Annotated in this window: 11 protein-coding genes; 7 read left to right on the top strand and 4 right to left on the bottom strand. The window is 59.0% G+C overall.

The features are described 5' to 3' along the window. Nucleotides 1–10 precede the first annotated feature (10 nt). The 6 genes from E5K02_RS08600 to ftsZ all read left to right on the top strand — a co-directional run bounded on the left by E5K02_RS08600 (nt 11) and on the right by ftsZ (nt 7628). Entirely contained in the window at nt 11–1189 is a 1179-nt protein-coding gene (locus E5K02_RS08600) for an FtsW/RodA/SpoVE family cell cycle protein (protein WP_135394008.1), read from the top strand. 94 nt (nt 1190–1283) lie between these two features. Next, entirely contained in the window at nt 1284–2426 is a 1143-nt protein-coding gene (murG, locus tag E5K02_RS08595; protein WP_240737204.1) for an undecaprenyldiphospho-muramoylpentapeptide beta-N-acetylglucosaminyltransferase, read from the top strand. Further along, nucleotides 2423–3847 (top strand): UDP-N-acetylmuramate--L-alanine ligase, encoded by a 1425-nt coding sequence (gene murC, locus E5K02_RS08590; protein WP_135394004.1) that lies wholly within the window; start codon nt 2423–2425, stop codon nt 3845–3847. Before murG ends, murC begins: the two co-directional genes overlap by 4 nt. Continuing rightward, on the top strand, nt 3831–4595 hold the full coding sequence (locus E5K02_RS08585) for a cell division protein FtsQ/DivIB (protein WP_135394002.1): 765 nt from the start codon (nt 3831–3833) through the stop codon (nt 4593–4595). Before murC ends, E5K02_RS08585 begins: the two co-directional genes overlap by 17 nt. An 87-nt stretch (nt 4596–4682) precedes the next feature. Then, nucleotides 4683–6047 (top strand): cell division protein FtsA, encoded by a 1365-nt coding sequence (ftsA, locus tag E5K02_RS08580; protein WP_135394000.1) that lies wholly within the window; start codon nt 4683–4685, stop codon nt 6045–6047. Nucleotides 6048–6137: 90 nt separating this feature from the next. Then, nucleotides 6138–7628: a cell division protein FtsZ gene (ftsZ, locus tag E5K02_RS08575; RefSeq protein ID WP_135393998.1), complete on the top strand. Its 1491-nt coding sequence runs from the start codon at nt 6138–6140 to the stop codon at nt 7626–7628. A 74-nt stretch (nt 7629–7702) separates the two neighbouring features. Here the strand turns inward: ftsZ and E5K02_RS25480 are convergent, their stop codons facing one another. Continuing rightward, complete coding sequence (locus E5K02_RS25480; protein ID WP_167856328.1) at nt 7703–7864, bottom strand: hypothetical protein; 162 nt, start codon at nt 7862–7864, stop codon at nt 7703–7705. 144 nt (nt 7865–8008) lie between these two features. Next, nucleotides 8009–9049, bottom strand: a complete 1041-nt coding sequence (locus tag E5K02_RS08570; RefSeq protein ID WP_135393996.1) for a cytochrome-c peroxidase — start codon at nt 9047–9049, stop codon at nt 8009–8011. A 293-nt stretch (nt 9050–9342) separates the two neighbouring features. Between E5K02_RS08570 and E5K02_RS08565 the strand changes: the two genes are divergently transcribed. Beyond that, nucleotides 9343–10611, top strand: a complete 1269-nt coding sequence (locus tag E5K02_RS08565; RefSeq protein ID WP_135393994.1) for a chloride channel protein — start codon at nt 9343–9345, stop codon at nt 10609–10611. Here E5K02_RS08565 and E5K02_RS08560 read toward each other — a convergent pair. Beyond that, complete coding sequence (locus tag E5K02_RS08560) at nt 10608–11618, bottom strand: hypothetical protein (protein WP_135393992.1); 1011 nt, start codon at nt 11616–11618, stop codon at nt 10608–10610. The two genes, E5K02_RS08565 and E5K02_RS08560, sit on opposite strands and share 4 nt — an antisense overlap. 56 nt (nt 11619–11674) lie before the next feature. Then, a complete protein-coding gene (locus E5K02_RS08555; RefSeq protein ID WP_135393990.1) occupies nt 11675–12730 on the bottom strand; it encodes a cytochrome-c peroxidase in 1056 nt (351 codons plus the stop codon). Nucleotide 12731 lies beyond the last annotated feature (1 nt).

Genomic DNA, 12731 nt, shown 5'->3' with positions numbered 1-12731 from the left:
CATTTCACTGATGGAACCGATAAAAAACTGGCTGCAGCGGAATCTGAAAGGTGACCCGATTCTCTGGGCCATTGTGATTCTGTTTTCCCTGATCAGCATAGCGGTGGTGTACTCGGCCACGGGCACGCTGGCCTACAAGAAGATGAGCGGCAACACGGAGTACTTCCTCTTCAAGCACACCAGCCTGATTGTGGTTGGCTTGGGCTTTATGTGGCTGGCCCACCGCATCGACTACCGGTACTACTCGCGCCTGTCGCTCTACGCGCTGCTCATCTCGGTGCCGCTGTTGCTGTTCACCTTTTTTATGGGGTCCAATATCAACGAGGCCTCGCGCTGGCTGACCATTCCGGTTATCAACCAAACCTTTCAGCCCTCGGACTTGGCCAAGCTGGCCCTGATTTCGCACCTGGCCAGCATGCTGAGCCGGCGGCAGCAGCACGTCAATGACTTCAAAACCACGCTGCTGCCCGTAATGATTTGGGTGGGTATCATCTGCGGCCTCATCATCCTGACCAACGCCTCCACGGCCCTGCTGCTGTTTGCTACGTGTCTGCTGCTTATGTTCATTGGACGCGTACCGCTCAAGCAAATGGCGGTTATGGTCGCCATTGGGGCTTTCGTGGGGGGTATTGGTTTGGCTTCGGGGCAGCGTTTCAAAACGGTACAGTCGCGCATCGAGAACTTTACCGACAAGAGCAAGCCCGTGCCCTTCCAGCTCGAGCACAGCTACATAGCCATTGCTACGGGCGGCATCACGGGCAAGGGGCCCGGCCAAAGCACCGAGCGTAACATTCTGCCGCACCCGTATTCCGACTTTATCTACGCCGTCATTATCGAGGAATACGGGCTGGCCGGTGGGGCCTTCGTGCTGTTTCTGTACCTGGCCTTCCTGTATCGGGGGCTGAAAACGGTGATGAATAGCTATGGCGCTTTCGGCGGGCTGCTCTCGGCCGGGCTGGCCTTTAGCTTGGTCTTGCAGGCCATGGTCAACATGGGCGTCGCCGTGGGGCTGGGGCCCATTACCGGTCTGCCGCTGCCGCTGCTGAGCATGGGCGGCACCTCTCTCATATTTACCGGTATCAGTATCGGTATTATTCTGAGCGTAAGCCGCGGGGAGCGGGAAGTGCGCCCCATGACCGGCGAGCCGGAGGATACCATCCGCATTCCAAAGAAAACGGCCTACGCCTAGCGGCGAAATGGTGAGATGCTGAAGTCGTGAGCTGCCGAAAGGGGCGGCGCTACAGCATCTTCTTCACCAATTCACCAGTTCACCAACTTACCACTTGAAAGTGCCCACTACCAGCTCCTACAACGCCTCTGCCCAGCCCCGGCCATACCGTGTAATTATCAGCGGTGGGGGCACGGGGGGGCATATCTTTCCGGCCGTGGCCATTGCCAACGAGCTGCGCCGCCGTCAGCCCGACGCGGAAATCCTGTTTGTGGGCGCCAATGGACGGATGGAAATGACGCGGGTGCCCGAGGCGGGCTATACCATCGTAGGCCTCGATATTGCCGGTCTGCAGCGCCGCCTGACCCCGCAGAACCTGCTCTTCCCCGTCAAAGTGTTCCGCTCGGTGCGCAAGGCCGGTAAGCTGCTCCAGGAGTTCAAGCCCGACGCGGTAGTAGGCGTGGGGGGCTACGCCTCGGCCCCGGTGCTGCTGGCAGCCACCTCGCGCGGTATTCCGGCCCTGATTCAGGAGCAGAATTCTTACGCCGGCTTGGTAAATAAGCTGCTCAGCCGCCGCGTCAACCGGATTTGCGTGGCCTACGACGGCATGGAAAAATTCTTTCCCGCCGACAAGCTCGTGCTGACCGGCAACCCCGTGCGCACCGAAATTACCAACGGCCGCCGCGCCGAGGCCCTGCAGTTTTTCGGCCTCTTCCCCGAAAAAAAGACCCTGTTAGTGATTGGCGGGAGCTTAGGTGCCCGAACCCTGAACGAGGCTACGGCGGCGGCGCTGCCCCGGCTGCGGGAAGCCGGCATTCAACTGCTCTGGCAAACCGGTAAGCTTTACTACCCCAAAGCCGCCGAGCAGGCCGCGCCCTTTGCGGCCGACAAGCTGCAAGCCCTGGAGTTCGTGCAGCGCATGGACCTGGCCTATGCCGCCGCCGACGTGGTCATCAGCCGGGCCGGAGCCTTATCGGTGTCGGAGCTCTGCCTCACGGGCAAGCCCAGCATTCTGGTGCCTTCGCCCAACGTGGCGGAAGACCACCAGACCAAGAACGCCATGGCCCTGGTGAACAAGGCGGCGGCCTTGCTGGTAGCCGATTCGGAGGCGGCCACCCAACTCTACGACACGGCCCTCAGCCTGTTGCACGACCCGGCCCGGCAGCTTGAGTTGAGCCGCAATGCCAGCCAGCTGGCCTACCCACACGCTACCGAGACGATTGTGGATGAACTTCTCGCCCTTATTGCCCGCGTATGAACCCCGTAGCCGCATTTCCGAACATCTATTTTCTGGGTATTGGGGGCATCGGCATGTCGGCCCTGGCGCGCTGGTTTCAGGCCAACGGCCACCGGGTAAGTGGTTACGACAAAACGGCTACGCCCCTGACCGAAGCCCTGGCCGCCGAAGGTATTCAGGTACATTATGACGATGCTGTGACAAGCATTCCGGCCGAGATACGCGCCAACCGCGAACAAACCTTGGTTGTGCTCACGCCGGCCATTCCCAAAGACCACCAGGAATGGGCCTGGCTGCGGGAGCAGGGCTACGATATCCGCAAGCGAAGCCAGGTGCTGGGCCTGCTCACGGCCGGCCACTACACCATTGCCGTAGCTGGCACCCACGGCAAAACCACGACTAGCAGCATGGTAGCCCACTTGCTGCACCACGCGGGCGTCAACTGCTCGGCTTTTCTGGGCGGCATTGCCGTCAACTTGGCGTCAAACCTGTTGCTGGCTCAGCCCGGCAGTGCCAATGCGCCCGTGGTAGTGGAGGCCGATGAGTACGACCGGAGCTTCCTGACCCTGCACCCCGACATTGCCATTGTGACCAGCACCGATGCCGACCACCTCGATATCTATGGCAACAAGGAGGCGCTGGTAGAGTCGTTTCGGCAGTTTGTGGCCCAGATCAAGCCCGGTGGCACCCTGATTCTCAACCACACCGCTGACCAGAGCCTTGCGGCGTCAGTGGCCGCCGGGGTGCGGGTTATTCGCTACGGCCTCTCGCCCGAGCAGGGCCCAGAGCTGTATGCCGACCACATCACGGCCCAGGGGCACCGGTTCCGCTTCGACCTGCACGGCCCGCTCGGCGACGTGCACCAGTTGGAGCTGGCCGTGCCAGGCTACCACAATGTGGAAAACATGCTGGCCGCCTGCATGGTTGCTCAACTACAACAGGTAGGAGAAGAGCAGTTGAAACAGGCGGTAGCGGCGTATCGGGGCGTAAAACGCCGGTTTGAGTTCATCGTTACGGCGGGGGAAAAGGTGTATGTGGATGACTATGCCCACCACCCGCGTGAAATAGAAGCCTTCCTTCGTTCGTTACGGGCCCTGTACCCCGGCAAGCGGCTGCGGGCCATTTTCCAGCCCCACCTCTTCACCCGTACCCGTGACTTTGCGCCCGGTTTTGCCGAAAGTCTGAGCCTGGCCGATGAAGTGGTAATGCTCGACATCTACCCGGCCCGGGAACTGCCGCTGGAGGGTGTGACCTCCGAATTGATTTTGTCCCAAATAACGGCTCCGCAAAAGTCGTTACAATCCAAAGCCCAAGTCTTGGCTGCCGCCGAAATAGACGATAATTTTGATGTATTAGCCACGGTTGGAGCGGGAGATATTGACCAGCTTGTTCCACGGCTAAGGAATATTTTAGATATTCGCTGGAATGGAGCTGAAGCGTAAAGCCAACAATCTGATTTTCGCCACCGGGTGCCTCGTGCTCCTCTCGGGGCTGGCCGTGTTTGCCGGGATTCGGCAGGCCAGCCGCCCCGTGGGCGAAGTCATCGTGACCATCGGCAACGAATTCAATAACTACTTCATCAGTGAGCGGGAAGTAACGGCTTTGTTGACCCGCAATGGCAACCAGCAACTCGAGGGCGCCCACCCCGACGACCTTGACCTTAAAGCCCTGGAAGCCCGCTTGAAAGCGCACAGCTTCGTGAAAGAAGCTCAAGTGTACCGCGACCTAGCGGGCAACTTGCACGCCGATGTGCGCCAAAACCGTCCGATTGCCCGCCTCGTACACGCCGATACCCGCCTGGATAGTTACCTCGATGCTGAGGGCAAGAAACTGCCATTATCGTCGTTGTTTACGGCCCGCGTGGTGCCCATTTCCCGACTGGGGGGCGGGCCGCTCCAAGCTGGCTTTTTCCAAGATTCCACCGGGAGCCAATACCTCACGTTTTTGCGCTATATTGATGAGCATCCGTTCTGGCGGGCGCAGGTAGCGGAGGTGTTTATTGGTCCCAATGGCAAGGTTTCCTTTACCCAACAGATAGGCGACCAACGAATAGAATTTGGCTTTCCGGAGAATATTTCGGAAAAATTTGCGAAACTGATGGTATTTTACCGTCAAATTCCTCCGGTCTTGGGCTGGGACACGTACCACCGCGTCAACGTAGAGTTCAAAGACCAAATCATTTGTGAGTAACGAAACCTTGCGTAAACGCCCGGAAACGGCGTTTTTTGCATCAGAAATTCATAGCACCAACCGCACCCCACTCGTCCTTTCCTCCTCATGCACAACGATAAGATTGTAGTCGGCCTCGACATCGGTACCACCAAAATCTGCGCTCTGGTAGGGCGCAAAAACGAGTTTGGCAAACTCGAAATCCTGGGCATGGGCAAAGCCGTGTCGGAAGGAGTGGTACGTGGTATCGTGTCGAACATCGACAAGACGGTGGATGCTATCCGGAAGGCAATTCGGCAGGCCGAAGAACAGTCCGGAATCAATATTGGCGTCGTGAATGTGGGCATTGCCGGCCAGCACATCAAAAGCCTACAGCACAACGGCAGCATCACCCGCAATTCCGCCGAAACCGAGATTACCGTCGACGATGTCAATCGTCTCACCAACGATATGTACCGGCTGGTAACTCCACCCGGTTCCGAAATCATCCACGTAATGCCCCAGGACTACAAGGTGGATTACGAGGAGGGCATCATGGACCCCGTGGGGATGTCGGGCGTGCGCCTGGAAGGCAACTTCCACATCATTACGGCCCAGAGCACGGCCATCAACAACATCAATAAGTGCGTCACCAAGGCGGGCCTGGAAATCGACAACCTGATTCTGGAGCCCCTGGCCTCGAGCATGTCGGTGCTCTCAGACGAGGAAAAGGAAGCCGGCGTCGCCCTGATCGACATCGGGGGCGGCACCACCGACCTGGCCATTTTCAAGGATGGTATTATTCGGCATGCCGCCGTGTTGCCCTTCGGTGGCAACATCGTGACCAGCGACATCAAGCAGGGGTGCGCCGTGATGCAGAATCAGGCTGAGCAGCTGAAGGTGAAATTCGGAAAAGCCATTGCCGAGGAAGCTTCTGATTATGAAATCGTGAGCATCCCCGGGCTGCGCGACCGGGCCCCTAAAGAGATCTCCCTTAAGAACCTGGCTCACATTATCGAAGCCCGCATGGAGGAAATCATCGAGTTGGTGTACGCCGAGATTCAGCGCACGGGCCACGGCGACAAGCTGGCGGCCGGTATCGTACTGACCGGCGGCGGCTCCCAGCTTCAGAACCTGGTGCAGCTTACTGAGTACGTTACGGGCCTCGATACCCGTATTGGCTACCCCAATGAGCACCTGGGCAAGAGTAAAATTGAGGCGGTGAAGTCGCCCATGTATGCTACTACTGTTGGCTTGGTGCTGGCCGGCTACCGCTCGATTGATGAGCGAGTGAGCCGCTCGTACGAGGAAGAGGAGCAAACCTACCGGCCGGCCCCCGAAGTGCGGGCCGCCGCTCCGGTTACCCCTCAACCTGCCGCTCCGGCTCCGCCCGCCCCGCCGAAGAAAACCTCGGGGGCTGGCAAGTTTTTCCAAGACATTATCAGCCGTACGAAAGGTCTGCTGATTGATGATTTCGACGACAAGCAGTACTAGCCGATTGATGTCTGAAGGGGCCACGGAACTTTACAGGTTGAATTCTTCCTTTTTCGTTGCCAAAGCCCAAGACCCACCTACCCTGAACTCATGTATAAATTTGATATTCCAGCGCAATCCAACTCCATCATCAAGGTGATTGGTGTCGGTGGGGGCGGTTCTAACGCCGTGAACCACATGTTCAGCCAAGGCATCAAGGACGTGGAATTCGTGATTTGCAATACGGACAAGCAGGCGCTGCACAGCAGCACCGTGCCCAACAAGCTGCAAATCGGCGTGGACCTGACCGAGGGCCTTGGTGCCGGTGCCAACCCCGAGCGGGGCAAGCAGGCGGCCATCGAAAGCCGGGAGCAAATCCGCGAGCTGCTCAGCAACGGTACCAAGATGGTGTTTATCACGGCCGGTATGGGCGGTGGTACGGGCACCGGCGCGGCTCCCGTTATTGCCAAAGTAGCCAAGGAGCTAGGCATCCTGACCGTCGGCATCGTGACGGCGCCTTTCCTCTTTGAGGGTAAGAAAAAGCGTCAGCAGGCCGAGCAGGGCATTAAGGAGCTCAGCGACAACTGCGACACGGTCCTGGTTATTCTTAACGATAAGCTGCGCGAAATCTTCGGTAACCTGCCCATCCGCTCGGCTTTCGCCAAGGCCGATAACGTGCTGAGTACGGCCGCCAAGTCGATTGCCGAAATTATCACCGTCACGAGCGAAGTCAACGTGGACTTTGAAGACGTGAAAACGGTGATGAAGGACTCGGGGGCTGCCGTCATGGGCAGCAGCATCACCGAGGGCGAAAACCGCGCCCAGCGCGCCGCTGAGGAGGCTTTGGCTTCGCCGCTGCTCAATAACACTGACATTCACGGGGCGCAGAAAATTCTGCTTTCCATCATGTCGGGCGACCAGGCCGAGCTGGAAATGGATGAACTGACTGAAATCACGGAGTATATCCAGGAGAAAGCCGGTCAGGACGCTGAGGTTATCTTCGGCCACGGTATCGACTCTACCCTGGGGCAGAGCATCCGCGTGACGGTTATTGCCACGGGCTTTGCCCGCGAAGCGCACAACATCACGACTGGTTACGCCGTGGAGAAGCCCGAGCCGACTCCCGTGCCCGATCCGCAGATTAACATCTTCGACCGGGACCGGCAAGAAGCGCCTTCCGTTCCGGTTGTTCCGACCTTTGGTACGCCCGCTCCGGCTCCTGTTGCGGCGGCCCCCGAGCCGCCCAAGGTGACGTTTGATCTGGAAACTTCGCCCTACACGGGGTATGTGCCGCCCGTAGCGGCTCCTTCCACGCCGGCCCCCGAGCCAGTCGTGATTCACCAGCCCGCCCCAGTGCAGCAGCCCGCCCGCCCATCCCTGGACGCCCGGGCCGAAGAGCGCCGCCGCCGGCTGGAAGGTCTGAGCAACGGGCTGACCAATGACGTTATCAAGGACCAGTTGGAAACACCCGCGTATCTGCGCCGCCAGGTAAAGCTGGAAAACGTAGTGCCTTCAAATGAGCGCAACATCTCGCGGTTCAACCTGTCGGATGATAATGAGTTGCTCGGCGACAACCGTTTCCTGCACGACAATGTAGATTAGGGACGTATTCTACCCCAACAAAAAAGCCGTTTCGTAGCTACGAAACGGCTTTTTTGTTGGATACTATAAGCTGGCTACTTGGTTAAGGTGGCCGTCGAGGTTGAGTCGGGAAGAGTGGCGTTGATGGGGTCCGCAGCTTCCCGGTCAGGGGAAAGAGGACGCGACGCGGTGGTAGAGGAAATCGAACAAGCTGAACACAGGCCGGCTAGTAAGACAATAAGCAATGTGCTTTTCATGAGGTGAGGGAGAATGAAATCGGCCAGGAGGCTGGGGGTGCAAGCGGTGCACTTGGCGGCTAATACGTGCTGCTGGTCAAGAGGTTTACCCAAACGGGCAAAGGGGCTAGGTATTTTTGGCTGCCATTCATACCGGGCCCCCTGTTAGGGCTTGAAAGGGTCTGAAAACCGCTTGTCCTGAATAAAGCTGGAGTCGGTCAGCGTGAGGAGGAAGGCAATGACCTGCTTTTTCTGGCCCGCACTCAGGCTGAGCTGCGTTGCGTTGCGCTTGTTGGTGGCCGTTTGCAGGTTCACGTCCAGGTTGGGGCTGTTTTTGGCCACATGGTCACTATAATGATCCAGCACCTGCTCCAGCGTTTGGAAACGACCATCGTGCATGTAAGGCGCCGTCAGGGCAATGTTGCGCAGCGTGGGGGCCCGAAACTTGCCCCGGTCCGACTCCAGCCCGGTCACTGTGAAGCGGCCCTGGTCGGTCAGCGTGGCATCCAGGCCGTTGTTGAAAAAGCTGCTGGCCGCTCCCCGGGTGTAATCGGTGGAGGTAAAGAGCCGGTTGCCCTCGTTATGGCAGTGCATACAGTCGGCCCCGGCTACCGGAATTGTTGGGTCGGGGTGACTGGAAAACAGAACTTTACCGGCTATTTCCTGGCTGCTGAGCTGCGTTTCACCGCGCAGATACTTGTCGTAGCGGGAGTTGGCCGAAATCAGGGTCCGCTCAAACTGAGCCAGAGCCTTCAGCACATTTTCCTCCGTGATGGTCCGGGAGCCGAAAGCCTTGTGGAATAGGGGCGGGTACGACTCCGTTTGCTGCAGCTTACTGACGCCTTCGCCCAGGCGTTGGTGCATCTCCACCGGATTTTCGATAGGCTGCCGAGCCTGGGTTTCCAGGCCAACGGCCGCGCCTTCCCAGTTTAGCGTGGGTTCCCAGAGAATATTAGCCAGTGACATGGCACCCCGGGTGTTGGGCATACCGTCGACGCCGAGTGCCAGGGCCTTGCCATCCGTAAAAGCCTTGCTCTGCTGGTGGCAGCTACCGCACGACATCGTGTTGTTGCGCGAGAGTTTGGGCTCATAAAACAGCATGCGGCCCAGCGCCACACCTTCCTCCGTAAGGGGATTTGACGCCGGAATTTTAACATCCTGCGGGAACCCAGCGGGCAGCACCAATTGGTATGGTGTCGTTACCACAGGCTCCTCTTCGGCTAAGTCAGGGTCGGATGTGCATGCGGTGACTATAGCCAGCACCACCGCTGACACGAAGAAGCACAAACGCAGCCGAGTAGAAGTTAACACCCGAGATAGTGTAGCGTGAGAGAAGAATCCAAGATATTGATTTTTTAACCTAACACCTCAGGGCTTTACATTGGTTTCGAAGTCGGTGCAGCGGGGCTAAGCTGCGCACTGAAGTAACAGCGCAGACAGGTTGCGGTTTGCGTACTTTTGGTTTCTGTCCTTCGCCTCACCCGTGCATGTCTTTTCGAATGATTACCCGTTTGTGGGCTGAATATCGGGTGCTGTTGCTCTTCGCCATCCGTTGGCTGGGCATCAGCGGAGTAGTGGGGGCGTTGGCGGGCACCGCTTCGGCGGGCTTTTTAGTGGCCCTCGACTGGGTAACGACCTGGCGCGAAGCCCACCCGTGGATTATGATGGGGCTGCCACTGGGCGGGTTGCTCATAGGGCTGCTGTATCACTGGCTGGGCAAAGCGGTGGAAGGTGGCAACAACCTGTTGCTCGATGAGATACATACGCCGCAGGCCGTGCTGCCGCTCCGTATGGTGCCGCTCGTGTTGCTCGGGACCCTGCTTACGCACTTCTTTGGCGGCTCGGCCGGGCGTGAGGGCACGGCCGTGCAAATGGGGGGCGCCCTAGCCGACCAGCTCACGCGTGGGTTGTCTTTGCGGCGGCGGGAGCGGAGGCTGCTGCTTATTGCCGGCATTAGCGCCGGGTTTGCCTCCGTGTTTGGTACCCCGCTGGCCGGCGCTGTTTTTGGCCTGGAAGTTTTCCTGATCGGCCGCCTGCGCTACGACGCCATTCTGCCCAGCTTCCTGGCGGCCGTCTGTGCCGATTGGGTAACGCGGGCCTGGGGTGTTGGACATATAGCGTATCCAGTTTTGGCCGTGCCGTCATTTTCTCTGCTGAGCCTGGGCAGCGCGGCCCTGGCCGGTATCGTTTTTGGCTTGATTAGTCGGGTATTCGCCGCTACTACGCACCGCATCAGTCGCTTTTTCAAGCTAAAAATTGCCTATCCACCGCTCCGGCCCCTGGTGGGAGGCGTGGTAGTTGCGCTGTTGGTGTGGCTGCTGGGCACCACGGAGTACATCGGGCTGGGCCTGCCCGTTATCCTTCGCTCGTTTGCCGAGCCGCTGCCGGTCTATGCCTTTGCCCTAAAGCTGCTGCTTACCGCCTTGACGCTGGGTGCCGGTTTTAAGGGCGGAGAAGTTACTCCCTTGTTTTTCATTGGCGCCGCTTTAGGCAATGCGCTGGCCCCCGGGCTGGCCTTGCCCATGCCCCTGTTGGCGGGCATGGGCTTTGTTGCCGTGTTTGCCGGGGCGGCCAATACGCCCTTGGCCTGTATTCTGATGGGTGTAGAGCTCTTCGGGCACGAGGCTGGTTTGTACTTCGGACTGGCCTGCAGCCTCAGCTATTTGTTTTCGGGGCACCGCGGCATTTATAGCGCCCAAATGATTGGGCAAAGCAAGCACGGACTCTGGGCGCGGCAGCAGGGGCAGCGCCTGCGTGACCTCCGCTAGCTGGCCGGCTGGCGGGGTTTGAGTATATATCTGGTTTGCTTGAAGCTGTAGCCCAGTGCTATTACCATGCGCCCGGCACTGGCGGGGTGATCAGTAGTAGCTGTGTAGAGCGGAAACTGGGCGCTGGTGTTCAACGAGAAGTTCTTATAGTAAAAATCCAGCCCGGGGCCCAGCAGCGCGTCATTCATGGCATGTTCGTGGGTTAGCTGACCATCGAGCATTTCGCCTTTAGTCTTTTCGTAATAAAACTGAGCGGAAGGGTACACCTGCCAGCTAGTGCCAAAGGCCAGGCGGTAGAAAAGATTAGCAAATGTGGTGGTACTCGGGGCCACGTTATTACCGAAGCTGTTGCGGTTGGAGCGCCGGTAGCTGGAATTCAGGCTTAGCCCGACGTTGCGAAAACTACCGATATAGTTGGCGTACACGAAGCCGTCGGTGGTGCCGGTGCCCGGTTGATTGAGCATGGGGTAGCGCCGCCCGCTGGGACTGGTGCGGCGAAAGTCGCCGGTGGGTAGCTTGGCGCCCCCGCCCACGATGAGCCGGCTCTGCACCCCGGCCGTTTCGATGGCTCGGATGAGGTGAAAACCGGCAAAAACCGTCACGTCGCCCAGGCCCGCGGTGTTCAGCTGTATGCCATTGCTTTGGGAGGTATTCATCACGTAGGGAACAAAAGCATTTAACTCCAGGCGTTTGGCCAGAAAATACTTGCCCCGCAGCTCTACCACCCGGTACGCCTCGTAGTCGGTAGCGTCGCCATTGTGTTGGTGCTTATACCCATTATCCTGGTTGGGGTGGCTGGGCAGAAAGGGCTGCACCCCCTTGGGAAAAAAGGAGGATGGCTGCCCGTAGTGCTGATAGCCGTTGAAAATCCGGTAGCGGTGCATCAGCGACACGCCGCTTTGGTTGTCGTAGGGCGTGATGCCCATAAAGCAGCCGCAGATGTCGCAGGCCCATGAGGGATAGTTGAGCAAGCCAATGAAGGCTAGCACGAGATATATTTTTTTCATGAAGTACAACAAGTTAAGGCTGACCAAGCTGGCCGCCAGAATATCCGTGCATCCGGTTAAGGACGTTCCGACAAGCGTTTGTCGGTGAGAAATTGCTCATCGGTGAGCGTGTTCAGAAAAGCAATCAGGTCCCCTTTCTGCTGACTGCTCAAGGCCAGGCCAAGCGGCCCGGTTGCCGGTTTCAGCAGCGGGTCGAGGGTGGGGGAGGCCACGACGCCGTGGGCATAGTGGTCCAGCACCTGCTCCAGCGTTTGGAAGCGGCCGTCGTGCATGTAAGGCGCCGTGCGGGCCACATTGCGCAGGGAAGGAACCTTAAACTTGCCCCGGTCGGTGGGCCGCTGGGTAATGTGGGCCCGCCCGGAATCGGCTGCAAAAGTGGCGTCCAAGCCGTTGTTGCGAAAGGAATTGTCCGTAAACAGCTCCGTACTGTGGCAGGGAGTGCACTTCTGCGTAAGCAGCGTCAGGCCGCGTAGCTCGGCCGCGGAAAGGGTGCCGCCGCTTTCGTGCCGCACGTAGTGGTCGTAGCGGGAGTTTGCCGAGGTCAGGGCCGCCGTAAACTGGGCCAGGGCCTTCAGAAGCTGGTAGGAGTCGATGGGCTTGCTGCCAAATACCTGCTCGAAGTGCCGCTGGTACTCCGGATCCGCGTTGAGCTTGCGCACCACGTTTTCCAGGGTTTCACCCATCTCTACGGGGCTGGTAATAGGCGCCGCCGGCATGGTCTCGATATGATTCGAGCCCCCGTCCCATAGAAAGTCGCGTTGCCAGCGCAGGTTCTGCAGGGCCGGGCTGTTGCGCGTGCCCAGCAATCCATCAATGCCGTGACTGACGGGGTGACCCGCGTGGGTAAAGGCCGCGAACTGCTGGTGGCAGCTGCCGCAGGAAGTAGAGCCGTCGCGCGACAGGCGCGGGTCGTAGAACAGCTTTCGGCCCAGCTCAAAGCCCACTTTCGTCGGTGGATTCTGGTCTAAGCCATAGACGGGGGCCGGAAAATTGGTTGGCAGCCCGCTACCCGGCACAGTTTCCAGAGGAACAACAGCGGCATCAGGCTGGCAGCCCGCCGCGAGCAGTGCCGCCAGCCCCGCGGCCAGCAGCACTGTCTGGGTGCGTTTCATG

The organism is Hymenobacter metallicola, assembly GCF_004745645.1.
Lineage (GTDB): Bacteria > Bacteroidota > Bacteroidia > Cytophagales > Hymenobacteraceae > Hymenobacter > Hymenobacter metallicola.
Note: the sequence above shows the minus strand (reverse complement) of the source record. Positions and strands in the feature narration are given on the sequence as shown.

Coding starts and splice junctions, on each gene's coding strand:
- ftsA (WP_135394000.1), top strand. CDS start 4,683: ATGCACAACGATAAGATTGTAGTCGGCCTCGACATCGGTACCACCAAA.
- E5K02_RS25480 (WP_167856328.1), bottom strand. CDS start 7,864: ATGAAAAGCACATTGCTTATTGTCTTACTAGCCGGCCTGTGTTCAGCT.
- E5K02_RS08560 (WP_135393992.1), bottom strand. CDS start 11,618: ATGAAAAAAATATATCTCGTGCTAGCCTTCATTGGCTTGCTCAACTAT.
- E5K02_RS08565 (WP_135393994.1), top strand. CDS start 9,343: ATGATTACCCGTTTGTGGGCTGAATATCGGGTGCTGTTGCTCTTCGCC.
- E5K02_RS08600 (WP_135394008.1), top strand. CDS start 11: ATGGAACCGATAAAAAACTGGCTGCAGCGGAATCTGAAAGGTGACCCG.
- ftsZ (WP_135393998.1), top strand. CDS start 6,138: ATGTATAAATTTGATATTCCAGCGCAATCCAACTCCATCATCAAGGTG.
- murC (WP_135394004.1), top strand. CDS start 2,423: ATGAACCCCGTAGCCGCATTTCCGAACATCTATTTTCTGGGTATTGGG.
- E5K02_RS08585 (WP_135394002.1), top strand. CDS start 3,831: ATGGAGCTGAAGCGTAAAGCCAACAATCTGATTTTCGCCACCGGGTGC.
- E5K02_RS08555 (WP_135393990.1), bottom strand. CDS start 12,730: ATGAAACGCACCCAGACAGTGCTGCTGGCCGCGGGGCTGGCGGCACTG.